This window comes from Actinomyces sp. oral taxon 171 str. F0337 (assembly GCF_005696555.1).
Taxonomy (GTDB): domain Bacteria; phylum Actinomycetota; class Actinomycetes; order Actinomycetales; family Actinomycetaceae; genus Actinomyces; species Actinomyces oris_E.
On sequence record NZ_CP040005.1, the window covers coordinates 360437 to 383747 of the forward strand.

The window sequence follows — 23311 nt, forward strand, 5'->3', positions numbered from 1 at the left end:
TTCCCCATCCGTCCTGTAGCGGGCCGTGAGGCCGCCGTTGCAGGGCTCGGGGCACCCGAGGCCGTCGGGCGCGCTGCGCTCATGCGGGGAGGTGCCCGCCGCCCGCAGGAGCGGACTGCCCCCGCTCGGACGTCGCGCCCCCGGATTCCCTGCCGACGCACCCCTCAAACCAGGACGGCCAGGGCCAGGTATGAAAGAGTCGTGACATGACCGTGACGCAGTCCGGGGTCGAAAGCGGCGGTCGCGCCGCACAGTTTGAGCCGATCATCCGCAGGTCGAGCCCGCAGGAGCGAGTCATCGCCTGGCCCGACTCCCGTGACGACTTCGGTATCGCCCGGGACGCCCGATCCGCTCGCCGCATCCGCAGCGCAGGCCCGAGCGTGCACGTGACCGTACGCAGCAGTGCAGGCACGGTGGAGCTGGGAGGAATGACCGCCCGTGCGATCACCGAGGCCAGGGCTCACTACCTCATGGAGGACGAGCTCGATCGGATCTGGGCCTGGGTCGTCTTCTGGGGGCTGGTGCCTTCCGGGAGCTCGCCGGGCAATAGGGCTCATGGGGGAGAGCGCGGTCATCCATCTCATCACTGAGAGGGATCACACACCGGCTGGTCGATTCATACGATCCCAGTCATGGAGACGAAAGTGAAGAAAGCGAAGCATGATCCGCGGGATCAGCTCCTGTCCCCGGCCGTGGACAAGGGGAGGCGGTCCGGAGGTATGCGGCGTCGTCGGGTGTCTGCTGGGGTGCTGGCGGTTGTGACGGGTGCGTGCCTGGGGGTGGGGGCCGGTGTGGTTCCCGCTGCTGCGGCGCCCGCCTCGGGTCCGGCCCCGGCTGCGACGAAGGCGGCGGTTCCCCAGGGGCTGGAGTCCTTCTACGGTCAGAAGGTCGAGTGGTACGACTGCGTGGCCACTGCCGGGGTGGAGAAGTCGGCTGACAAGACCGGTTTTCAGTGCGCCAAGGTCACAGTGCCGTTGGACTACTCCCAGCCGGATGGGCAGACCATTGAGATCGCGATGAAGAAGCACCTGGCCGCCGGCTCGACGCGCCAGGGCACCCTCTTCATGAACCCAGGCGGCCCCGGTGAATCCGGGGTGAACGACATCGGTGAGTCGGTGACCTCGACCTTCGCCGGCGTGCAGAAGGCCTACGACATCATCGGCTTCGACCCCCGCGGTGTCGGCTCCTCCACCGCCGTGAACTGCACCTCCGACACCGAGCTGGAGGCGGCGTCGGAAGGTACTCCGGTCAATGCCGGAGAAGGCGGCATGACGTTCGAGCAGCGTGCCGCCGTCATCTCCGCACAGTTCAAGCAGTTCGAGGCCAGTTGCGCGGCGAACACCAAGCCGACTGAGCTGCTCGACCATGTGGACACCGTCTCGGTGGCTCGGGATCTCGACGTGCTGCGGGCGCTGTCCGGGGACCAGAAGCTCAACTACGCGGGCTTCTCCTACGGCACCTACCTGGGTGCTCACTACGCCGAGCTCTTCCCCGCCAACACCGGCCGCATGTTCCTCGACGGCGCCCAGGACCCCAGTCTCAGCTTCACCGAGCTCATTAAGGGGCAGGCTCGGGGCTTCGAGCGGGCGCTGCGCAACTATGTCGCCTGGTGCCAGTCGGGGCAGAGCTGCCCCCTGTCCGGTGACGTCGACGCGGGCGTCCAGCAGATCGGGGACATCTTCACCTCGGCTGACCAGTCGCCCGTGCCCTCCTCGGACGCGACCCGTCCGGTGACGGGCGATGACATGAAGCAGGTCGTATCGGTCATGCTCTATTCTCCGGAAACCGCGTGGGACACCCTGAATGAGGCATTTGGGGAGGTCGTCAACGAGAATAACGCCTGGGCCTTCAGGTCTATCGCGGACCAGCTTGACGCTCAGCCCCTGGCCAACACCGGTGCGTTGATCAGCGTCAACTGCCTGGACTACCGGGTCGAGGGCGACATGGCCACCTGGAAGGCGCAGAGTGAGGAGCTGCAGAAGATCTCACCTCGGTTCGCATCCACTTTCGATGGAGTCGAACTGGGATGCCAGGCCTGGGGGCACACCGGCACCCAGCCGTCCAAGGCGCTCCACGCCAAGGGGTCCGCACCGATCCTCGTGATCGGGACGACCGGCGACCCGGCCACTCCGTACGAGGATGCCGTGGCCCTGGCCGATCAGCTGGACTCCGGCCAGCTCCTCACCTGGGAGGGCAACGGGCATACGGCTTACGCCAGCTCCGGGAGCGGCCCCTGCGTCACCAAGGCGGTCGACACCTACCTGCTCACCGGCACCATGCCCAAGAAGGGGCTGACGTGCCACGGCACGGAGTGAGCCCTCGAGGAACCGCCGCTCTCCTACCGGCTCTCCACTGAGGATCGTCAAGGAGCGTCGTGGGTACTCGTCACCGTGGTTGGGACGCTGGAGTCAAGCGCCCCAACCACGGTTCTTTTTCGTCCCTCAGATGCCTGCACATGACGCGGGCATGTTCCGTTTACTGTTTGTAATATAACGTTCATGAAAAATGGTGTGAATGAATTCTCCGGTCCGCGACGAGTCGCTTCAAGGCGCCGTCGGGTGTCTGCTGGGGCGCTGGCTGCTGTGGCGGGTGTGTGCCTGGGGGCGGGGGCCGTGGTTCCTGCGGCTGCGGTGCCTGCCGCGGGTCCGGCACCGGTTGCCAAGGCGGCGGTCCCCCAGGGGCTGGAGTCCTTCTACGGTCAGAAGGTCGAGTGGTATGACTGCGCAGCCACCGGTGGGATGGAGAAGTCGGCTGACAGAACCGGTTTTCAGTGCGCCAAGGTCACAGTGCCGTTGGACTACTCCCATCCGGATGGGCAGACCATTGAGATCGCGATGAAGAAGCACCTGGCCACCGGCTCGACGCGCCAGGGCACCCTCTTCGCCAATCCCGGCGGTCCCGGCTACTCCGGGGTGGACATGGTGGAGAACAACGAGACCCAGTTCTCGCCCACCGTCAACCAGGCCTACGACATCATCGGCTTCGACCCCCGCGGCGTCGGCTCCTCCACCGCCATCACCTGCGACGACGGCGCAGGTCAGCAGCCCGCCGGAGCCGCCCAGGGGGGCATGGGAGTCGACGATCCCCTGCCCGGTTCCCTCATCGCCGACGCCGTTGGAGACGACCCCACCCCCTTCCGGGACGCCCAGGATCCAGCCGCCGAAGGCGGTGCGGAGGGCAACATCAGCTTCCCGACCCTGATCGACGAGATCACCAAGGACTTCAAGCAGGAGGAGGCCAACTGCGCCGCCCACACCAAGCCGGCCGGGCTGCTCGACCATGTGGACACCGTCTCGGTGGCCCGGGACCTCGATGTTCTGCGGGCGCTGTCCGGGGACCAGAAGCTCAACTACCTGGGCTTCTCCTACGGCACCTACCTGGGGGCCATCTACGCCGAGCTGTTCCCCGCCAACACCGGTCGCATGGTCCTCGACGGCGCCGTCGACCCCACCCTGTCGCTGGGTGGCCGGGCCACCGGGCAGGCCAAGGGCTTCGAGACCTCGCTGCGCACCTACGTCGAGCAGTGCCAGTCCGGTCAGGCCGTCCAGGAGGGCCAAGGATGTCCGCTGACGGGTGACGCCGATGCCGGGGTGCAGCAGATCCGGGCTCTCATCACCTCGGCCGACCAGACGCCGCTGAAGACCGCGGACCCGAATGTCACCGTGGACGGCCGCACGATCCGCAGCGTTGTCCGCCGCTTCCTGTACTCCTCCGAGTACTGGCCCCTCCTCACCTACGCGCTCGACCAGGCCATCACCCAGAAGGACGGCTCCTACGTCCAGGTGCTCTACGGGAGGGCGACGGCCGGAAGCAGCACACCGACCTTCTACGCCGTCAACTGCCAGGACATCCCCGTCCAGGGCGACGTGACCAGCTGGGAGAAGGAGTACCGGCAGAACCTCCAGAGCTCGCCAACCTTCGGCGCCTCCTTGAGCAACCAGGATGCGCGCTGTCAGGCCTGGGGGCACAGCGGGACCCGCGAGCCCGCACCCATTCACGCCAAGGGGGCGGCCCCCATTCTGGTGGTGGGCACCACCGGTGACCCGGCCACGCCCTACGCCTGGGCTCAGGCGCTGGCCGAGCAGCTCGAGTCCGGACAGCTCCTCACCTGGGAGGGCGACGGGCACACCGCCTACGGACGCTCGGGTCCCTGCATCCACGACGCCGTCGACGCCTACCTCACCAGCGGGACCGTGCCCGAGCCGGGCCTGACCTGCAAGAGCGGTCAGTGACGCCGACCCGCCCACGGCCCGGGCGCCTCAATGGGAGCTTGTTCCCACTCCGTCTCCAGGAGGAGGCTCCTGATGGTCCGGCAGCATAGGGTTCGGCTCGTGACTACTGCGACTTCTCCTCGGCCTCGTATCAAGCCTCTGTTCGTGGCGCTCGCTGCGCTTCTGGCATGCGGGGGCCTGACCGCCTGCCAGGGCGAAACCGACATCAAGGCCTCACCGGCCACGGCGTCGGCCTCGGCAGCGGTCCCGGCCGGGCTGGAGAACTTCTACAGCCAGAAGGTCTCCTGGTACGCCTGTGCCAAGAAGGGGATGGCTGAGGCGACGTCGGGGCAGGACACCGGCTTCACTTGCGCCAAGGTCAAGGTGCCGCTGGACTACGACAACCCCGGTGGCCAGACGATCAAGATCGCGGTGAAGAAGCGGGCCGCCGGCGGCGACTCGATCGGGTCGCTGTTCGTCAACCCGGGCGGGCCAGGAGGGTCGGGCATCGACCTGGTCGACGAGGCCGGCTCCTACTTCTCCAAGAAGCTCACCAGCTCCTATGACGTCGTCGGCTTCGACCCGCGGGGCGTGGGCGCCTCCACGGCGGTCGACTGCCTGACCGACGCCGAGCTCGACGCCGAACGAGCCGGAGCGAACGACCCGGCGACCCCCTCGGCATCGGCCACCGAGGAACGGGCTCAGAAGATGGGTGAGGCCTGCACGTCGAAGACCAGCACCTCGGGGCTCCTGGACCACATCGACACCATTAGTGTCGCCAGGGACCTCGACATCCTGCGTGCGGTCGACGGCCAGCAGGCACTCACCTACCTGGGCTACTCCTACGGCACCTACCTGGGGGCCACTTACGCCGAGCTCTTCCCGGCCAACACGGGGCGGCTGGTTCTCGATGGCGCCGTCGATCCCTCCCTGAGCGCCGAGGAGCTGGCCCTGGGGCAGGCCAAGGGCTTCGAGGCCTCGCTGCGGGCCTATGTGGAGAGCTGTCAGAGCTCCAAGCTGGGCTGTCCCCTGAGCGGGGACGTCGACTCCGGCGTCTCCCAGGTCCGCGAGTTCCTCGAGTCCACGAAGGCGGCGCCGGTTCCGACCTCCGACAGCAAGCGGCCGTTGACCTACGACCTGGCCGTCTACGGGGTACTGGGATCGATGTACCAGACCCAGGCGTGGCCCTCCCTCACCCTGGGGTTGTCCCAGGCGATGGGCAAGGAGGGGAAGCCGGACGGAAGCGCGCTGCTGAAGCTCGCCGACCTCGTCTCCTCCCGCGAGAGCGACGGCACGTACTCCAATAACGGCGCCGAGGCCCTCATGGCGGTCAACTGTCTGGACTACCCGGTCCAGGGGGACAACGCGTCCTGGGAGAAGAACGCCAAGGCCATCAAGGAGACCTCGCCCACCTTCGGCTCCCAGCTGCTCTACCCCGACGCCTACTGCCAGGGCTGGGGACACACGTCGAGCCGCAAGCGCGAGAAGATCACGGCCTCCGGTGCCGCACCGATCCTCGTGGTGGGCACCACCGGTGACCCGGCCACGCCCTACGCCTGGTCCCAGGCGCTGGCCGAGCAGCTCGAGTCCGGACAGCTCCTCACGTGGGAGGGCGACGGGCACACCGCCTACGGACGCTCCAACGACTGCGTCAAGAAGGCCGTGGACACCTACCTGCTCAACGGGACGATGCCGGACAAGGGACTCACCTGCTGACCAATGCGGGCGCGCCCGGTACGCCCGGCTCCTGTCGACCATGAGATCGGCCCCGGACGACGTTCACGTCGTCCGGGGCCGATTCTTCAGCGGGGCGGTGGAGGTGCCGGTGCTGCCGGGCTCCTGCTCGTCCGAGTCACTGGCTCAGCTCGCCGGCGATGGACCGTCCCATCCAGTGGGTCAGGTCATCGCCGGCCAGTCCCTGCGAGAGCAGGAACTGCACCTTGGCGTAGGCGGCCTCCAGGGTCATGTCGCGGCTGCCGACGGCGCCACTGCGGGCCAGTGCGTCCCCGGCCTCGTAGTGCCCCAGGAGGACCTCGGACTCGTGGCACTGGGAGGTGACGATGACGGCCGTCCCGGCGGCGATCACCCGTTCGACGACGCCGGTCAGCCCCGGCTCCTGGGACGGCACGTTGCCGACTCCGAAGGCCCGCAGGATCGCGGCCTCGGGCAACGGCGTCAGCAGCGCCTCCAGGCGGTCCGCGGTGATGCCCGGGACCAGGTCGACCACGACGATGTCGTGGCGGGCGTAGGGGGCGGCGTCCTCCCATCCGGCTCCCGCCCACGCGGTCTGCGCCCACTGCCACGGGCCGCCGGCAGTGGCCAGAGGGGCCGCGTTGGGGGAGTCGAAACCGGTGAAGGCCCAGGAGGAGGACTTCGTCGCCCGGTTTCCGGCCAGGAGCCGATAACCGAAGAACAGCGCCACCCCGTCGAGGTGTCCGGAGGTGGCGGCCTGGAGCGCACCGGTGACGTTCGCTGCGGCGTCGGTTCCCAGCACTCCGAGCGGGAGCTGGGAACCGGTGACGACGACGGGAACGCGCAGGTCCGTCAGCGCGTAGGACAGGGCGGCACTGGTGTAGGCCATCGTGTCGGTCCCGTGCAGGATGACGAAGGCGGTCTGCGGGTCGGCCGCGGCGTGGGCGCGCAGGTCGTCCACGATCGCCTGCCAGGACAGCGGGGTGGCGTTCGAGGAGTCGATGAGCGGCTCCAGCGAGGTCACGGACACCGAGCGAGCCAGGGGCGTGCCCGCCAGCTGCGAGTCGAGCCACCCCTCCAGGTCCGCACCCGGCACGAGGCCGTGAGGGGAGTCCACCATTCCGATGGTGCCTCCGGTGTAGGTGATGTGGACGTGCATGGGCTCAGCCTCCTGCCGGTCAGGCCTCGTGCGTTGAGGTGGACGCGGACCCGTCCACCTCGTCGGCGAGGACCTCGTCGAGCAGGTCGCCCCGGATGCGCCCTCGCACCGCGTACCAGCCCGCCACCATCATGACGATGACAATGACGAACAGGATCAGGGTCCAGCGTCCGGCCGGGTCGGCCACGTTCGAGGCGACGACGACGGTGAAGAAGGCCAGGGCCGCGTAGTTGGTCCAGGGGGCGCCCGGCATCCGGTAGGCCGGCCGCACCTCCTTACCCTCCTGCACCCGGCGCAGGAAGGCGAGGTGGGTGATGAGGATGGCTCCCCAGGTCCCGGCGATGCCGATTCCGGCCAGGTTCATGACGATCTCGAAGGCGTCCTCCTCCACGAGGGCGTTGAGGACGACGCCGAGCAGTCCCAGGGCGGAGGTGATGATGATGCCCCAGGCGGGAACCTGGTGCTTGTTGAGCCTGGCCGCTACCTGAGGGGCCTCACCGGCGACGGCCATGGAGCGCAGAGTGCGTCCGGTGGCGTAGAGGCCGGCGTTGAGGGAGGACAGCGCTGCGGTGAGGATGACGACCTGAATGATGTCGCCGGCATAGGGCACACCGATCCCGGAGAAGAAGGTGACGAAGGGCGACTGGTCCTTCGAGTAGGAGGTGTAGGGCAGGACGAGCGCCAGCAGCATGACCGAGCCGACATAGAAGACGAAGATACGCAGAATCATCGAGTTGATCGCCTTGGGCAGGATCTTCTCGGCCTCCGTGGCCTCACCTGCGGCCACGCCCACCATCTCCGTGCCGCCGAAGGCGAAGACGACGCCGAGGGTCAGGGTGAAGACGATCGGGAATCCCTCGGGGAAGAAGCCTCCGTTTCCGAGGATATTATGAGCCCCTGCGGTGATCGCCCCTCCATCAGAGTCTGTTCCGGTATGAAGCCCGAGAACAATGGCGACGATGGCCGCCACCATGAAGGACACAATGGCTGTCACCTTGATGAGCGCGAACCAGAACTCGGCCTCCCCGAACATCTTGACGTTGAGCATGTTGAGAATGAAGACCAGGATGAGGGCCACGAGTGCGAAGACCCACTTGGGCACGATCCGAAGATCCTCCCAGTAGTGGAGGTAGCGGGCCACAGCCGTGATGTCGGCCATGACGGTGACCGACCAGTCCAGGAAGAAGAACCAGCCGGTGATGTAGGCGCCCCTCTCGCCGAGGAACTCACGGGCGTAGGAGACGAATGCGCCGGAGGAGGGTCTGCGGATGGCGAGCTCGCCCAGTGCACGCACCATGAGGAAGGCGAAGACTCCACAGACGGCATAGGCGAACATCAGCCCCGCCCCGCCGTCCTTGAGCCGGCCGCCGGCACCCATGAAAAGGCCCGTGCCGATGGAGCCGCCAATGGCGATCATCTGCAGATGCCGGTTCTTCAGAGACTTGTTGTAACCGGCGTCGCCGCGGTCGCGGATCTGGTCCTGCTGGGAAGTGTTGGAGGGTGAGGATGAAGCACTCGTGTGCGGTGATGGAGAGGTGGGGGAGTGACTGGACGGAGAGTCGCTCATGGAGATCCTTACGGAGAGGGAGACCTGTTGAATGTGACGTGCGGAGAATACCGGGACCGGTCGGTTCGGATGATGCAGGGCGGCTCCTGGGCTCAGCCGTACTTCTGTCCAGGATGAGCCCTGCCGCCGTCATGTTCCAGTGCTGAGCCAGGGAGAACCGGGGAGTTCTGAGGCATAGAAGGGGGTCCCGTCATCGGTCGCGGTTCTGACACGCCAAGGAGGGCGGATGACTGTGTCGAGGAACACGACCTCCGTTGTGGTGCTGGATTGCGGTGGTGGCCGTAGGGCCGGTATGTTCGGCTCTGCTGCTTACGCCAGCGCCGCCTTAGCTCAGTCGGCAGAGCGATTCACTCGTAATGAATAGGTCGTGGGTTCGATTCCCACAGGCGGCTCGTTCGACCCCGGGAGGTCATGCCTCCCGGGGCTTTTGTGTACCGGGCGCCTCAGCTGTGACCCTACCGGTGTGCCTTCCGGCACATTCAGAGGTGTCGGCGGATGCCCCGCTCGCGCACTTTCCGGGATGACCATGCGGCTGAAATCGTTCCTCGTTGAGCGATGAGGGACGGGGGGCGGCTTAGGTGGGTGTGGATTCTCCTGGCTTCATGTGGTGCGTTCTCGGGGTAAGAACCGCGGTGACGCGAGCATTCTCCTCCGGCTGAGAGAATCCCCCGCTGCTATCTGAGAGTCATCTGGGAGGTTCGCTGTCTCGGATTGGCTGGTCGGTGGATACCTCTAGCCGGACGCTGGGGAGGGGGCGCTGCGGCCGGATTATTCGGCCGGACCTCGTGGGGATCTCCAAAGCGGACATCAGTGCTTTCACAGTTTTCTTCTCAGTCATCAAGACATCTGGGGTGGTATGGCGGTGTGCGTCGCCGTGTGATTAGGGCGTGGGGCGGTCGGTAATGCGGGTGGCGAAAAGTTGTGTTGCATTGAGGGCGACTATTGTTTAATCTAACGTTGTCCGCAGCGGGATACATCCTTCAAGCCCGCTCCCTCCAGTCAGAATGAGGAATCATGGCACAGAAGACTCAGGTCATCCTCGTCGACGATGTCGACGGGTCCGAGGCCAATCAGACCGTCACCTTCGCCCTTGATGGCGTCTCCTACGAGATCGACCTGAACGACGAGCACGCCGCCGCTCTTCGTGAGTCCCTTGAGGAATGGGTCGGAAAGGCGCGTCGCACCGGTGGCCGTCGTAGTTCCGGTCGTCGTCGTTCCAGCGGTCCTTCTGACACTCAGAAGATTCGCGAGTGGGCCCGTGAGCAGGGCCTTGAGGTTTCTGACCGCGGTCGCGTCTCCGCTGAGGTGCGCAAGGCCTACTACGAGGTCAACCCCGGCAACTGAGGGAACACGTGGGCGTCGGGATCATGTGAGCCGGCACCCCGCATCGATTCATTCTCGAGCTGATTGCCACCTCGCACCACGGCTCTGGTTATGCGCTCAGACGCATCACCAGAGCCATGGTGTTTTCAATACGTGAATTCACCTCGTGAGGAGGCGGTGTCGCTGTGTGTAGTGCCGCCGAGCCGATACGCCAGCACCCGTGATGGTCCGCGTGATGAATCCGGTGGGTAGTGCCCGAGCTCATCGGGCTCAGGAGCGGGGCCGACGCTGCACTCTCACCCGCTGCAACCGGCTTCCACGGCCTCGCGCCGTGCCTGCGATCCTGGCAGGATAGGTCCATGGCTTACACCCTCGTACTGCTCCGCCACGGCGAGAGCGAATGGAACGCGAAGAACCTCTTCACCGGCTGGGTCGATGTCCCGCTGTCAGACAAGGGCCGCGCTGAGGCCGTCCACGGCGGTGAGCTCCTCAAGGAGGCCGGTGTCCTCCCCGAGAAGCTCTTCACCTCGATGCTGCGCCGCGCCATCATGACCGCCAACCTCTCCCTGGACGCCGCCGACCGCCACTGGATCCCGGTGGAGCGCGACTGGCGCCTCAACGAGCGTCACTACGGTGCCCTGCAGGGCAAGAACAAGAAGGAGATCCGTGACGAGTACGGGGAGGAGCAGTTCATGCAGTGGCGCCGCTCCTACGACGTACCGCCGCCGGCCATCGAGCCCGGCTCCGAGTTCTCCCAGGACACCGACCCCCGTTACGCCGGTGAGCCCATCCCCGCCACCGAGTGCCTCAAGGACGTCCTTGAGCGCCTGCTGCCCTACTGGGAGGGCACTATCGTTCCCGAGATCAAGACCGGCAAGACCGTCATGATCGCCGCCCACGGCAACTCGCTGCGCGCCATCGTCAAGCACCTCGACGACATCTCCGACGACGACATCGCCGGCGTCAACATCCCCACCGGGATCCCGCTGGTCTACGAGCTCGATGAGGAGACCCTCAAGCCGCTCAAGAAGGGTGGCCGCTACCTCGACCCCGAGGCCGAGGCCAAGATCGCGGCCGTGGCCAACCAGGGCAAGTGAGCCCTGGCGGCCTGCCGCACCCTGAATGACGCGGGCGGCGTCGAACCTGAAGGAAGGTCCGACGCCGCCCGTCTCGTCAGACTCGGGTGCTCAGTGGAGCGCGTCGGCGTCCTCGGCGTCGTGCGTCTCCGGCATGGAGGCGCCCGAGACGAGGTAGGCCACGCGGCTGGCCACCGACGTCGAGTGGTCGCCGAAGCGCTCCAGGAACCGGCCCATGAGGACGGCGTCGATGACCTGCTGGCGGCTCAGGTCGTGAGCCGGGTCCAGGATCATCTGGAAGGAGCGGCGGTGCAGGGCGTCGAGCTCGGCGTCGTTGGTCTGAATGACGGAGGCCAGCTCCAGGTCCCGCGTCGAGATGAGGCGGGCGACGTCCTTGCCCGCGCGCACCGCCAGGTCCGCCATCTCCAGGATGAGGCCCAGGACCGGCTCGGGCAGCGGCGGCTCGGGGTAACGGCCGCGGGCGATGGCCGCCACGTGGCGAGCCAGGTCGCCCTGGCGCTCCAGGGTCTGGGCCATGCGCAGCGCGGACAGGACGTTGCGCAGGTCCCCGGCCACCGGCTGCTGACGGGCCAGCAGCATGACGCACAGGTCGTCGATGTCGCGCTGGAGGTCGTTGATGCGCTCGTCGGCGTCGATCACCTGCTCGGCAATGACGATGTCCCCCTGGCGCAGGGACTCCGCGGCCCGCTCGATCGCGGTGGCGACCTGGTTGGCCATGGACTCGAGGTCGGAGCCCAGCTGCTTGAGCTCCTGGTTGAAGATGGCGCGCATGAGGCTGCTCCTGTTCCGGGCGGGGGCCGATGGATCGGGCCGGTCGGTGATGTGGCTCGACGGCGCTGCTCGGCGATCCCGCCGAGGCCGCCGCCAAGGATGTTGTCCCTAAGCACAGCAGCCCCGCGACGCCGCCGCAAGCGGCACGCCCAGGGCGGGGGTCGGCCGGTAGGCGCTGTGGGGACTCAACTACCCTGGAGACGTGGGCCTGACCTTCACCGTTCTCCTCATCGCCGCCGCCGGCCTCCTGTGCCTGGGGGTGGTCATCGGAATCGCGCTGTCCCGGCGTGAGCGCAGGGCGGCCACGAGCGCCGCCGACCTGGCCGGCCTGGCCGGGACCGATACGGCCGTCCCGGTGCTGGCGGCACTGCGCTCGACAGTCGTCGTCCTCGATGACGACGACGAGGTCCTGCGCGCCTCGGCATCGGCCTACACCTTCAACATCGTGCGCGACGACGCCGTCGTCGAGCCGACCGTGGTGGCGATGGTGAGCCGCGTGCGGGCCTCGGGCCGGGCGCAGGACGCCGCCGTCACTGTGGCCCGGGGGCGGGTGCCGGGTGCGGGCCAGTTCCACCTGCAGGTGCGCGTGGCAGGCATCGGCCGGGGACGCGTCCTCATCCTCATCGAGGACCACACCGCCGCCCGCCGGGTGGAGGCCATGCGCCGCGACTTCGTCGCCAACGTCTCCCACGAGCTCAAGACCCCGGTCGGCGCGATCCAGCTGCTCGCCGAGACCGTTGAGGCCGGCGCCGACGACCCCGACTTCGTGCGCGACTACTCCGGGCGCATGCGCAAGGAGGCCCGCCGCCTGGGCGTCCTGGTCCAGGAGATCATCGAGCTCACCCGACTCCAGGAGGGCGACGCCCTGGCCGAGCCCGAGGTCGTTGAGATCGACGACGTCGTCGCCGAGGCCGTGGACCGGGTGCGTGTCGAGGCCGACGGCCGCCAGATAGCCCTCGTGGCCGGGGGAACCAAGGGGCTACGGGTGCGCGGCGACGCCGCCCTCATCACCACCGCCGTGCGCAACCTGCTGGACAACGCCATCCGCTACTCCGAGCCGCGCACCAGAGTCTCGGTCGGCGTCTCGCTGGATCCGGAGCACTCCGACATCGTGCGCATCGCCGTGGTCGACCAGGGCATCGGCATCCCCAAGGAGGAGCAGGAGCGCGTCTTCGAGCGCTTCTACCGCGTCGACAAGGCCCGCTCGCGGGCCACCGGCGGCACCGGCCTGGGACTGAGCATCGTCAAGCACGTGGCCGCCGACCACGGCGGCACCGTCGAGCTGTGGTCCGCCCCCGGGCGCGGCTCCACCTTCACCCTCGTGCTGCCGCGCCTGCCCGAGGGTGAGCCGGTCGAGGGTGATGTCGAGGGCGAGCCCGCCGACGCCGTCCCCACCCCCGGGAGCGGATCATGAGCCCAGCGGAGCGCTCCGCAGCCTCGGGCACAGGGGTGGGTGCCGGACCGCTCGCGTCCTCCGGTGCGCCGGCCCCGTCGTCGATGACGTCGGCGATTGGCCCGAGCCGGATCCTCCTGGTCGAGGACGAGGAGAACTTCCGCGACCCCCTCGCCCTCGGCCTGCGGCGAGACGGCTTCGAGGTGGTCGAGGCCGAGGACGGTCAGCGCGCCGTCGAGATCTTCGAGGCCTCCCGGCGCCCCGGCGGCGTCGGCCCCATCGACCTGGTCCTGCTGGACCTCATGCTCCCCAGGTTGGACGGGACCGAGGTGTGCACCCGGATCAGGCGCTCCTCCTCCGTGCCGGTCATCATGCTCACCGCCAAGGACACGGAGCTGGACAAGATCGTCGGCCTGGAGATCGGGGCCGACGACTACGTCACCAAGCCCTACTCCTACCGGGAGCTCCTGGCGCGCCTCAAGGCGGTTCTGCGCCGTAGCCGTGACACCGGTCCGGAGCTCGAACCGGTGCTGGTCGCCGGTCCGGTGCGGATGGACGTGGAGCGCCACGAGGTCAGGGTCGACGGCGAGGTGGTCGCCATACCGCTGCGGGAGTTCGAGCTTCTGGAGCTGTTTCTGCGCAACCCCGGCCGCGTGCTTACTCGCAGCCAGATCATTGAACGCCTGTGGGGGCCCGAATACGGGGGCGACACGAAAACTCTGGACGTCCACGTCAAACGACTCCGGGGCAGGATTGAGGCGGACGCCTCCAAACCGGTTCTCATCACCACGGTCAGGGGGCTCGGCTATCGCCTGGACAGGGGCCCGGAGTACTGATCGGCATTGCGGGTGACACCGCAGTTTTCGACCCCGGTCCCGGGCCTCACCCGCCGTGACCGCTGTGAGATACGTCCCCGATCTTTGCGCGGAATGACCTGATAAACTAGAGGTCCACAAACCAGTCTGGAGAGTCATCCTTATGACCTATGAAGTCGGTGAGACTGTCGTCTACCCGCACCACGGGGCCGCCCGGATCATTGATATCCGTCAGCGCAAGGTACGCGGTGAGGAGAAGACGTATCTGCAGCTCGAGGTGGCCCAGGGTGACCTGACCATCTTGGTTCCCGCCGAAAGCGTTGAGCTCATCGGTGTCCGTGACGTGGTTGATGAGACCGGTTTGGAAAAGGTCTTCGAGGTGCTGCGAGCACCGCTGACCGAGGAGCCCACGAACTGGTCGCGACGTTTCAAGGCCAATCAGGAGAAAATCGCCTCCGGGGATGTCATCAAGGTCGCCGAGGTCGTGCGGGACCTCTCCCGTCGTGACACGGACCGCGGCCTGTCCGCCGGCGAGAAGCGCATGCTCGCCAAGGCCCGCCAGATTCTCGTCTCCGAGCTGGCCCTGGCCCAGAAGACTCCTGAGGAGGAGGCCGAGTCCCGCCTGGACGAGGTCCTCGCTTCCTAGGTTGTGCAGCTCTCGTGCTCAGGCCGTCGGGCACGCGGTAGCGTCCTGCTCGTGAGCACCAGCCCTTCACTTCCATCACCCGCCCCACCCGAGTCCGCTCCGGGTGGGGCGGTCGCCGTTCTCACTGCGGCGGGCTCCGGTTCCCGCCTGGGGGCCGGGGTCCCCAAGGCCCTCGTCCCGGTGGGCGGCATCAGCCTCCTGCGGCGGGCGGCGGCCGGACTCATCGCCTCGGGCGCTGTCAGCCACATCGTCGTCACGGCCCCCGCTGAGGAGGTCGACCGCTTCCGCGCCGAGCTCGAGGGCCTGCCGGACGGATCAGCCCAGGATGAGGCGGGCCGGTGGGGCGGGATCGAGGTCGTCGCCGGATCGCCCCGCTCCAGGCAGGCCTCCGTGGCCCTGGGGCTCACAGCAGCCCTGGCCGCCGTGCCACAGGCCGACGTCGTCGTCGTCCACGACGCCGCGCGGGCGCTGACACCACCGGAGGTCACGCAGCGGGTGATCGCGGCCGTGCGAGCCGGACACGAGGCCGTGGTCCCGGCCCTGCCCGTGACCGACACCGTCAAGGAGGTCGAGGCCCGCCGGGCGGGGGAGCCCGAGCCCGTCGCCGGCACCCCCCGGCGTGACCGCCTCCGGGCGGTCCAGACCCCGCAGGGCTTCTCCGCTTCCGTACTCGTTGCCGCCCATCGTGCCGGGGCGGAGCGGGCTGGAGACGAGGCGCTCGCCGCCTCCGACGACGCCGGCCTCGTTGAGGCCTGTGGCGGCAGCGTCGTCGTCGTTGCCGGTGACGAGCGCGCCATGAAGGTGACCACGCCGACGGACCTGGCCCTGGCCGAGCTGCTCCTGGAACAGCAGCCCACTCAGGGGAGGTGCCCTGCCGAGGGGAGTAGTGGGGAGAACTGACGATCAGGTCCGTTCCTCTTTCGGTACCGTCACCGACCCGGATGGTTCTATCGTCTCTCCCATGAGCACGACAGCGACTGCTCCGACGCAGGCCGGCTCCCGCACCCGGCTCCTGTCCTGGCCCGTCATCGCCTGGGGTCTGTGGGACTGGGGGTCGGCCGCCTTCAACGCGGTCATCACCACCTTCGTCTTCACCGTCTACCTGGTCAGCGACTCCTTCGGGGCCAAGGCGGACAACGAGTCGGCGCTGTCCATCGGGCTGGCCATCGCCGGTCTGTTCATCGCCCTGCTGGCGCCGGTGACCGGGCAGCGTTCGGACAGAGGCGGGCGAACCCTCTTCTGGCTCGGGGGCTACACCGCGGTGGTGGTGGCGGTCTCGGCGGCCCTGTTCCTGGTGCGACCCGCGCCCGGCTACCTGTGGCTCGGCATCGTCCTGCTGGGAGTCGGCAACATCTTCTTCGAGCTGGCCTCAGTCAACTACAACGCCATCCTCAACCATCTGGCCTCCAAGGACCGCATCGGTGCCGTCAGCGGCTTGGGGTGGGGGATGGGCTACCTCGGCGGCATCGTCCTGCTGCTCATCCTCTACGTCACCCTCGTGGGGCCGAGCCCCCTCATCTCCTTCCCCGCCGGCAGTGGCATGGGGGTACGCGTCGCCATGCTGGTGGCGGCGGCCTGGTTCGGCGTGTCCGCCCTCCCCGTCCTCATCAACCGCTCCCGCAGGCTCGGGCGCCCTCGCTCTGAGAACGTCGCTGAGGTCGGCGAGGGAATGGCGGCTGCTGAGCCGGGACGAGACCGGGCCGCCATGGAGGCTGAGCCGGAGGAGGCCGCCTCCCATCACGGCGGGCGCAAGGAGTCGATCCTGACCTCCTACAAGCTGTTGTGGCGCACTCTGCTCCAGCTCCATCACACCCAGCCCCGACTGCTGTGGTTCCTGCTGGCAGCCGCCGTCTTCAGGGACGGTCTGGCCGGGGTCTTCACCTACGGCGGCATCATCGCCCAGAACACCTTCGGCTTCTCGTCGGGTGACGTCATCATCTTCGCCATCGTGGCCAACATCGTCGCCGGCATCGCCACCATCTGGGCCGGACGGCTCGACGACCGCTTCGGGCCACGCAACGTCATCATGGCCAGCCTCATCATCCTGGTGGTGGCCGGACTGCTCGTGTTCTTCCTGCACACCGCCGGCACTGTGGCCTTCTGGGTGCTGGGCCTGCTCCTGTCCTCCTGCGTGGGGCCGGCCCAGTCCGCCGCACGGTCCTTCCTGGCCCGCCTCATCCCCGAGGGGCAGGAGGGAGAGATCTTCGGCCTCTATGCGACGACCGGGCGCGCGGTCTCCTTCATGGCGCCCGCGATGTACGGCATCTCTATCTACCTGGGGACGCGCGTCGTCGGGCCGGGCGCGAACTACTGGGGGATCCTCGGGATCGTCGCCGTGCTGACAACCGGGCTGCTCCTCATGCTGCGCGTGGGCGACCCTGTCTCCGACGAGGAGCCGGCCGCGTAGACCGACGTCGCGGCCGTACCTGAGGGCACGCGTTCGGGGGTAAGGGTACTGTCTCGTCTCCTCACTTCTGAGGCGTGTGAGTGTCATGGCTTCTGAGACGCTCGTTCGGGCAGGAGCTCGGGGCAGGCTCGCTGTCGCCTCTAGGACGACTGGACCCGCTCTGCGCGCCTGCCGGAGCGAGAGCTTCAGGAGCGAGGAGACAGCACTGAGATGCTTCATCAGGACGAGGCCTGGCGGGCCTCGCGCTTGGCACGCATGCGCTCAAGATCCTCCGCAGCCAGTGGACCCTGGGTGGTACCCGGGCCGTCCTGACGGATCCAGCTCACGACAATGCCCTCCTTGGCGCCGAAGCGCGCCAGGTGGATCCCGGTGACCTGCTCGAGGCGCTCAAGGTGCTCGTCCTCTGCGGCCAGGTCGAGTTGGAGGACGCCGTCGTGACAGGAGAGCCTGACGACCCCGGTGGCTGCTCCCTCGCGGTCGAAGGTCAGGGAGCCGGTCTGCGCGGTCTCGTCCCACGAGCTGGTGATCTTGCGGCCCATGTGAGCGGCCAGCTGCTTGCCGTAGCGGGAGGGTCGGTCCGTGCTCACGCGAGCGGTGGAGAGGCGGGAGAAGGCGGGCTGTGCTGAGTCGGCTGAGTCGGCTGAGTCGGTCATGTTCCTATCCTGACGCGTTTCGTCATCCGCGGTCCCGGGATGCGCTCCAAATCACCGGGGCTGGGAAAGGACTCGGCCCGCGGTTCGGAAATCCGAACCGCGGGCCCAAGCCTCGCGAGGTCCCACCTGCAACCCGGGGTCCCATGCACCCGAGGAGGCGGTTCCTCCTTCGCCAGAACGATGATGCCAGGCTCCCTATGACCCGACCCCATCTCAGAGGATCGATCCGTCATTGGGCTCCCCAACCCTCGAGACCGTCCCTGTCCGGCGGTGACCACTATGTAACGCCCTCACCCTGTGAAGACGAGGGGCAGAATCCTGAGAAAAAACTGGGAAACTCGCGGTCGGGTTGCTCCATTGAGTCAAGAGTTTTCCGGGTGACGCAAGGCGCTCATGATCGCTCAAGATATGGGGGACAAGCGCACAGCGCTGCCTGACGCCGTCACCATGAGCATGCCGTTGTCCGAGCCCAGCGTCTTGCAGTCGATGTCGACGCCACGGGATATCCCTCAGCGATGGGGGCGGTGGCGACGATCATGGGCTACTTCTCATTGTCCTTGGGTGCGGTGGGTGAGGGTAGTGGTCAGGACCGTAGTGTCCTGGAATGCTCTGTGGTCGTTTCCGGCTGCCGGCCTCGGGCCAGTCTCAGGATGCGACCGTAGCGCTCGCTGATCTGATCGTGGGGGACGGGATCTCCGTCTAGGCTCCAGGACAGGAGGTGCTCCAGGCTGAATCGAGGGGCGCAGCGCGAGCAGGAGACGGGCGAGGCCGGGCGGCGCATGCGGTCCACCTCATGACCTGCCGGGCACCTGCCCACCCAGCGTCCCCGTAGCCTCGGAGCCTGGGTGTCAATGAGTCGCCGGCCCGTCGCCCCCAGCCGGGTCGCCTCCGCCGCCCAGACGGCATCGTGCCCGTGGTGCGGCCCCACGCGAGCATGGGCGATCTCATGCAGGATCGTCTCGCGGACCTGAGTCTCGTCGTACAGGCTCATGAGATGGCGGCTGAGCGTGAGCCGACGTCGTGCATGATCTGTTTGGCCGGCCCGCCGGCGTGCCCGGTCGAAGGCCAGATCCCAGTCGCCGACGTCCGCCTGCTCCATGAGAGAGCGCGCCAGGCTCAGGACATCGGGAAGATTCACGGCCCCACGGTATGCGTCGATGCCCTCATACGGCTGACGACGGTGCTGTGGGGCGCATCGCCTCCTGCCGGCTCATGACTGACCGATTGTCTCGGGAACTCCGAGCTGCTTCGGGCCGTACAAACTGCCGTGATGTGACACGATGGCGCCGATGTCCCATCATCCCTCCGGCCGGCGTCCGCGGCCCCAACGAAGCACCACTGGATCCGGCTCGCCTCAGACTGCACGAGCTCCGCGCAGCGCCCGACCGACCGTGCAGCGTGGCGCCGACCGTGCTCGGCGGGATGATGCGAGTCACCGTCCCGCGCGGGGGAGAGGGCGTCGAGGGGGCGGTGAGCGCTTCGGCCTCCTCCGCGTCGGCATCAGGCGGAGACGACGACGCAAGGGCGGTTCCGTTCACTCCCTCCTGAGGAGTCCGATCGGTGTCGTCCTCGCTGCCTTCCTGGTCACGCTCCTGGTGGGCTTCATCGTGCTGCGGGCGACCGGCTCCTCGCTCAACGGAATGGCTCTCGGGTGGGGGCGGCCCTCTCAGGGCGGGACAGGTTCGGCTCCGGCGCCCCTGGTGCCCGACACCAGTGGCTTCAATGCCGCCCGCATCATCGATGATGAGGTCTTCTACGACTCCCAGGCCATGACGCGCGAGGAGATCTCCGCCTTCCTCACCAGGGTCAACGCCGGCTGCCAGCCGGGCAGTGACGGCACCGAGTGCCTGGCCGCCGCCACTTTCTCCGTGCAGGCCCGCCAGGCCAGCACCTTCTGTCCCGGAGGACTCAAGGCCGCCTCCGGAGTCAGCGCGGCCGACGTTGTCTGGGAGGTCTCCCAGGCCTGCGACATCAATCCTCAGGTGCTCCTCGTCCTCATTCACAAGGAGCAGGGGCTGCTCACCGCCTCCGGCGCGAACCTGAGCGCTCGCGACTACGAGGCCGCAGCCGGTTACGCCTGCCCCGACCACGGGAGCTGCGACCCCCAGTGGTCCGGCTTCCCCTCCCAGCTCTACGGGGCGGCCGCCCAGTTCCATCGCTATCGTCTCAACCCGGGCAGCTACGACGTGGTGGCGCAGCGACCGACCCGAGTCGCCTACTCGCCCGACGCGCAGTGCGGCAGCGGCGAGCTCACGGTGGCGAACCAGGCGACTGCCGGCCTGTACAACTACACGCCCTTCCAGCCCAATGAGGCCGCCGCGCACGGTGGGGACCAGTGCACCTCGTGGGGGAACTGGAACTTCTACGGCTACTTCAAGACCCTCTTTGGAAGTCCGACGTCGGACTGACGGTGCCCAGCGCAGAGCGAATTCCGCTGTATTCCAAGGGTTCTGAGCGAAGGTGTCATCACGCTCGGAAGGCCGTGACCATATCGTCATCAAGCGTCATCATTTAGATGCGCGATTTCCAGCCTTCTCTCAGACAGCATCGGCAGAGTCATAGTTACCGCCGAACGGTGGCGACCGTGAGGTACTGGGGAGTACCACTGACCGGCCACCACTGAGTCTGGGCCACAGCCAAGGGAATGTGCTCGGACGTTTCGGTGAAGGAGGATCCGCTGCCGAATGGGAACCGGTAAGCGCCCTCGTTGCGAAGGGCCCGACCCGGTGGTTCAACCGGGGCGGGCCTTCGCAGTACCTGGGCGCAGGACCATCCGGTCCGCGCCCAGGCACTTTTGTGGGGACTGGCCGGCGGGCATGACATGATGCGAGCATGACGCTGCCGCCGGTATTGGCCACCACCTGGGTCGTCATCGAGTACCTCATCAAGATCGCCGCGCTGGGCACGGTTCCGGAGAACCGCCGCCCCTCGTCGTCGACCGCCTGGCTGCTGCTCATCTTCCTGCTGCCCCTGGTGGGCCTCCCGCTCTACCTGCTCATCGGCAGCCCGTGGGTGCACGGCACTCGTCGTCGCCAGCAGCACACCGTCAACGAGATCACCCTCGACTACACCCGCTCCATGCCCGACCTGCCCAAGGGCGCCCGGCCCTCGACCTACCTGGCCGGGGCGCTGCGCATGAACCGCCGACTCACCGGCCTGCCTTGCGTCAGCGGCGAGGTGGTGGCCGTCCACGCCGACCCCCGCAGCACCTATGAGGCCATGGCCCGCGCCGTCGACGCCGCCACCGACCACGTCCACGTCGAGTTCTACATCATGAGCTGGGACGAGGTCACCGACGTCTTCTTCACCTCCCTGGAGCGCGCAGTGGCCCGCGGGGTCACAGTGCGTCTCCTCCTGGACCACCTGGGCAGCCGCAAGTACCCCGGCTGGAAGCAGTTCTGCCAACGCATGACCGACGCCGGCATCCGCTGGCGCCTCATGATGCCGCTGCTGCCGCTCAAACGCCGCTGGCGCCGCCCGGACCTGCGCAACCACCGCAAGATCTTGGTCATCGACGGCGAGAAGGGCTTCATCGGCAGCCACAACATCATCGACCCCACCTACCGGACCCGGCGCAACGTGCGGGCCGGGCGCCGCTGGGAGGACCTGTCCGTGGAGGTCACCGGCGAGATCGTCCTGGAGGCCCAGGCCGTCTTCGCCATGGACTGGTTCTTCGAGGCCGGAGAGCAGCTCGAGGCCTTCGACCTGGCGCTGGGGACGCCGACCGAGACCCTGCCGGAGATGGCGGGGCTGCCGGGCATCCCGGTGGGCACGCCGGCCCCGAGGCCCGGGCGTCCGGGCGCCGTCGTCAATGCCATGCAGCTCATTCCCTCCGGGCCCGGATACCCCACCGAGCCGAACCTGCGGATGTTCCTGGCCCTCATCCACGGGGCCAAGCGGCACGTGTCCATCACCAGCCCCTACTTCATCCCCGATGAGGCGCTGCTGGCGGCGATGACGTCGGCCGCCTACCGGGGGGTGGAGGTCGAGCTGTTCGTGGGCAAGGAGTCCGACCAATTCATTGTCAGCCACGCCCAACGCTCCTACTACTCGGCGCTCCTGGCGGCGGGGGTGCGGATCTACCTCTACCCCTCGCCGACCGTCCTGCACTCGAAGTACATGACGGTCGACGACGAGGTCGGGGTCATCGGGTCCTCCAACATGGACTTCCGCTCCTTCGCCCTCAACTACGAGGTCATGCTGCTGGCCTTCGGCGGGGACCTCGACGACCTGCTGCGCATCAACGACGCCGACTACCGGGCCACCTGCACCGAGCTGACCCCCGAGCTGTGGGCCACCGAGCCCTGGTACAACCGCTACGTGGACAACGTCTGCCGCCTCATGTCCGCCGTGCTGTAGAGGCGGCCGGGCTTCGCCTGTGCCGGCCCAGGCGCTCCTGGATGCGCATGTACCGGGACGACCAGTCTCGGCGCTGAGCCGAGCAGATCAACGTGTCCTCACGTCGTCGGTCCCCGCACCACTGGGGTGCGGGGACCGACTGTGTGGAACCGGAGAAAGGGTCTGATGGGGCGCGTGAGCCGGTGGCTCAGGCGTCGCGGCGGGTGAAGATGACTCCGGCGATCACCAGCGGGATGAGGGCCCAGGCCGCGAAGACGGCGATGGCCTGCCAGTGCTGGAGGAAGGTCTCGGTTCCGGCCCGTCCCCAGTGGTGCGCCAGGCTGAAGGGGTCCGAGACGGCGGTCGACACGGTGTCCGGCAGGAGGCCCACAACCTTGACCGCCCACTGCCAGCGTCCGGCCATGAGTCCGAAGGGAATGGGGGCGACGAACAGCAGCGAGACCACCACGGTGATGGCCCCCGCCGTCGAGCGGGTGAGGTAGCCCAGCCCCAGGGCCATGAGCGCGACGACGGCGAAGGACAAGCCGGTGCCCCAGAAGAGCCCCAGGTAGTGGGCATCGGTGAGAGAACCGGCGTGGCCCTTCATGAACGGGTAGGAGATCGCGTAGGACAGCGCCACGCAGACGACCCCGAGGACGAAGGAGAAGCCCGATACGACGAGCGCCTTCGCCACGAAGAGACGTCCGCGGCGAGGAACGGCCATCACTGAGGAGCGGATCTGCCCCGAGGCGTACTCACCGGTGACCACCAGGGCCCCCAGGACGGCGACGACGATCATGCCCATCACCGAGCCCGAGGCGAGCATGGTCTTGGCTTCGTCCGCCCGCTCGGGGGAGCCGGCGTAGCCCATGGCCAGGCCCGCCCCGAACAGGACCGTGATGACGATCGTGATGGCCGACGTGACCCAGGTGGAGGTCAGGGTGCGCAGCTTGATCCACTCGGCGCGCACCGCGCCGGCGAAGGACTGCCGACCGGCCACGCGGGGCCGACTGGGCCAGATCGCGGCCTCCAGGGCCCGCTGCCGCCCGGTACCGGACGGCTGGGAGTCGGGGGCGGTCTTCTGGAGGGCCTCGAAACGGTTGACGGCCACGGCTGGGCCGTCCGCGGCGTCGATGGTGGTGGTCATGGTGTGTCAGTCCTCGGGATGCTCGTGGCCTGCGTTCTTCCTGAATGATTCCAGGCTAGGGGTGCTGGGCCCCGGTGTGATCGTCTCGCTGG

At 67.8% G+C, this 23311-nt stretch carries 19 protein-coding genes and 1 tRNA gene; 14 read left to right on the plus strand and 6 right to left on the minus strand.

The window, feature by feature from the left end:
* The first annotated feature begins 206 nt into the window (after positions 1-206).
* From FBF36_RS01570 to FBF36_RS01585, 4 genes are all read left to right on the plus strand, one after another.
* Entirely contained in the window at positions 207-590 is a 384-nt protein-coding gene (locus FBF36_RS01570; RefSeq protein ID WP_050792641.1) for a hypothetical protein, read from the plus strand.
* Positions 591-632: 42 nt separating this feature from the next.
* Positions 633-2315 (plus strand): alpha/beta hydrolase, encoded by a 1683-nt coding sequence (locus tag FBF36_RS01575; RefSeq protein WP_138137067.1) that lies wholly within the window; start codon positions 633-635, stop codon positions 2313-2315.
* A 183-nt stretch (positions 2316-2498) separates the two neighbouring features.
* A complete protein-coding gene (locus FBF36_RS01580) occupies positions 2499-4232 on the plus strand; it encodes an alpha/beta hydrolase (RefSeq protein WP_138137069.1) in 1734 nt (577 codons plus the stop codon).
* A 72-nt stretch (positions 4233-4304) separates the two neighbouring features.
* Entirely contained in the window at positions 4305-5927 is a 1623-nt protein-coding gene (locus FBF36_RS01585) for an alpha/beta hydrolase (protein ID WP_192574988.1), read from the plus strand.
* A 136-nt stretch (positions 5928-6063) separates the two neighbouring features.
* Here FBF36_RS01585 and FBF36_RS01590 read toward each other — a convergent pair whose 3' ends face one another.
* Entirely contained in the window at positions 6064-7062 is a 999-nt protein-coding gene (locus FBF36_RS01590) for an asparaginase (protein WP_138137071.1), read from the minus strand.
* A gap of 19 nt (positions 7063-7081) precedes the next feature.
* A complete protein-coding gene (locus tag FBF36_RS01595) occupies positions 7082-8629 on the minus strand; it encodes an amino acid permease (RefSeq protein ID WP_034491730.1) in 1548 nt (515 codons plus the stop codon).
* Between the two features lie 319 nt (positions 8630-8948).
* On the opposite strand from FBF36_RS01595, the gene FBF36_RS01600 reads away from it, so the two are divergent.
* From FBF36_RS01600 to FBF36_RS01610, 3 genes are all read left to right on the plus strand, one after another.
* Positions 8949-9021 (plus strand) — tRNA-Thr (locus tag FBF36_RS01600).
* A 622-nt stretch (positions 9022-9643) separates the two neighbouring features.
* On the plus strand, positions 9644-9973 hold the full coding sequence (locus FBF36_RS01605) for a histone-like nucleoid-structuring protein Lsr2 (protein WP_009395062.1): 330 nt from the start codon (positions 9644-9646) through the stop codon (positions 9971-9973).
* Positions 9974-10311: 338 nt separating this feature from the next.
* Entirely contained in the window at positions 10312-11049 is a 738-nt protein-coding gene (locus FBF36_RS01610; protein ID WP_009746805.1) for a phosphoglyceromutase, read from the plus strand.
* 90 nt (positions 11050-11139) lie between these two features.
* On the opposite strand, the gene phoU is transcribed toward FBF36_RS01610, so the two are convergent.
* On the minus strand, positions 11140-11820 hold the full coding sequence (phoU, locus tag FBF36_RS01615; protein WP_003787867.1) for a phosphate signaling complex protein PhoU: 681 nt from the start codon (positions 11818-11820) through the stop codon (positions 11140-11142).
* 202 nt (positions 11821-12022) lie between these two features.
* Here phoU and FBF36_RS01620 point away from each other — a divergent pair, with 202 nt between their 5' ends.
* The 5 genes from FBF36_RS01620 (at position 12023) to FBF36_RS01640 (ending at position 17081) form a co-directional block, all read left to right on the plus strand.
* The gene (locus tag FBF36_RS01620; RefSeq protein ID WP_075375867.1) at positions 12023-13234 is read left to right on the plus strand and encodes a sensor histidine kinase; all 1212 of its coding nucleotides are present in this window, start codon (positions 12023-12025) and stop codon (positions 13232-13234) included.
* Positions 13235-13317: 83 nt separating this feature from the next.
* On the plus strand, positions 13318-14049 hold the full coding sequence (locus tag FBF36_RS01625; protein ID WP_009395341.1) for a response regulator transcription factor: 732 nt from the start codon (positions 13318-13320) through the stop codon (positions 14047-14049).
* A gap of 142 nt (positions 14050-14191) precedes the next feature.
* Positions 14192-14674, plus strand: coding sequence for a CarD family transcriptional regulator (locus FBF36_RS01630; protein WP_003779424.1), 483 nt, complete (start codon positions 14192-14194; stop codon positions 14672-14674).
* A gap of 51 nt (positions 14675-14725) precedes the next feature.
* Positions 14726-15574, plus strand: coding sequence for an IspD/TarI family cytidylyltransferase (locus FBF36_RS01635; RefSeq protein ID WP_034491881.1), 849 nt, complete (start codon positions 14726-14728; stop codon positions 15572-15574).
* Between the two features lie 61 nt (positions 15575-15635).
* Positions 15636-17081, plus strand: coding sequence for an MFS transporter (locus tag FBF36_RS01640; RefSeq protein WP_009395347.1), 1446 nt, complete (start codon positions 15636-15638; stop codon positions 17079-17081).
* A gap of 218 nt (positions 17082-17299) precedes the next feature.
* Here the strand turns inward: FBF36_RS01640 and FBF36_RS01645 are convergent, their stop codons facing one another.
* Together FBF36_RS01645 and FBF36_RS01650 are read right to left on the minus strand one after the other, a co-directional pair.
* Entirely contained in the window at positions 17300-17734 is a 435-nt protein-coding gene (locus FBF36_RS01645) for a DUF2218 domain-containing protein (RefSeq protein WP_009395349.1), read from the minus strand.
* 583 nt (positions 17735-18317) lie between these two features.
* Positions 18318-18872 (minus strand): SprT-like domain-containing protein, encoded by a 555-nt coding sequence (locus tag FBF36_RS01650; protein WP_009395351.1) that lies wholly within the window; start codon positions 18870-18872, stop codon positions 18318-18320.
* A gap of 469 nt (positions 18873-19341) precedes the next feature.
* On the opposite strand from FBF36_RS01650, the gene FBF36_RS01655 reads away from it, so the two are divergent.
* Both FBF36_RS01655 and FBF36_RS01665 read left to right on the plus strand, forming a co-directional pair.
* Positions 19342-20142 carry a hypothetical protein gene (locus FBF36_RS01655; RefSeq protein WP_034491888.1) on the plus strand — a complete coding sequence of 267 codons (801 nt, stop codon included), beginning with the start codon at positions 19342-19344 and terminating at the stop codon, positions 20140-20142.
* A gap of 424 nt (positions 20143-20566) precedes the next feature.
* Complete coding sequence (locus tag FBF36_RS01665; RefSeq protein ID WP_009395361.1) at positions 20567-22093, plus strand: phospholipase D-like domain-containing protein; 1527 nt, start codon at positions 20567-20569, stop codon at positions 22091-22093.
* A 187-nt stretch (positions 22094-22280) separates the two neighbouring features.
* Here the strand turns inward: FBF36_RS01665 and FBF36_RS01670 are convergent, their stop codons facing one another.
* The gene (locus tag FBF36_RS01670; RefSeq protein WP_138137073.1) at positions 22281-23219 is read right to left on the minus strand and encodes an ABC transporter permease subunit; all 939 of its coding nucleotides are present in this window, start codon (positions 23217-23219) and stop codon (positions 22281-22283) included.
* Between the last annotated feature and the right edge of the window lie 92 nt (positions 23220-23311).

Excerpts from the sequence above, each read along its gene's own strand:
- FBF36_RS01570 (WP_050792641.1), top strand. The coding sequence starts at position 207 with ATGACCGTGACGCAGTCCGGGGTCGAAAGCGGCGGTCGCGCCGCACAG.
- FBF36_RS01575 (WP_138137067.1), top strand. The coding sequence starts at position 633 with ATGGAGACGAAAGTGAAGAAAGCGAAGCATGATCCGCGGGATCAGCTC.
- FBF36_RS01580 (WP_138137069.1), top strand. The coding sequence starts at position 2,499 with ATGAAAAATGGTGTGAATGAATTCTCCGGTCCGCGACGAGTCGCTTCA.
- FBF36_RS01585 (WP_192574988.1), top strand. The coding sequence starts at position 4,305 with ATGGTCCGGCAGCATAGGGTTCGGCTCGTGACTACTGCGACTTCTCCT.
- FBF36_RS01590 (WP_138137071.1), bottom strand. The coding sequence starts at position 7,062 with ATGCACGTCCACATCACCTACACCGGAGGCACCATCGGAATGGTGGAC.
- FBF36_RS01595 (WP_034491730.1), bottom strand. The coding sequence starts at position 8,629 with ATGAGCGACTCTCCGTCCAGTCACTCCCCCACCTCTCCATCACCGCAC.
- FBF36_RS01605 (WP_009395062.1), top strand. The coding sequence starts at position 9,644 with ATGGCACAGAAGACTCAGGTCATCCTCGTCGACGATGTCGACGGGTCC.
- FBF36_RS01610 (WP_009746805.1), top strand. The coding sequence starts at position 10,312 with ATGGCTTACACCCTCGTACTGCTCCGCCACGGCGAGAGCGAATGGAAC.
- phoU (WP_003787867.1), bottom strand. The coding sequence starts at position 11,820 with ATGCGCGCCATCTTCAACCAGGAGCTCAAGCAGCTGGGCTCCGACCTC.
- FBF36_RS01625 (WP_009395341.1), top strand. The coding sequence starts at position 13,318 with ATGACGTCGGCGATTGGCCCGAGCCGGATCCTCCTGGTCGAGGACGAG.
- FBF36_RS01630 (WP_003779424.1), top strand. The coding sequence starts at position 14,192 with ATGACCTATGAAGTCGGTGAGACTGTCGTCTACCCGCACCACGGGGCC.
- FBF36_RS01640 (WP_009395347.1), top strand. The coding sequence starts at position 15,636 with ATGAGCACGACAGCGACTGCTCCGACGCAGGCCGGCTCCCGCACCCGG.
- FBF36_RS01645 (WP_009395349.1), bottom strand. The coding sequence starts at position 17,734 with ATGACCGACTCAGCCGACTCAGCCGACTCAGCACAGCCCGCCTTCTCC.
- FBF36_RS01665 (WP_009395361.1), top strand. The coding sequence starts at position 20,567 with ATGACGCTGCCGCCGGTATTGGCCACCACCTGGGTCGTCATCGAGTAC.
- FBF36_RS01670 (WP_138137073.1), bottom strand. The coding sequence starts at position 23,219 with ATGACCACCACCATCGACGCCGCGGACGGCCCAGCCGTGGCCGTCAAC.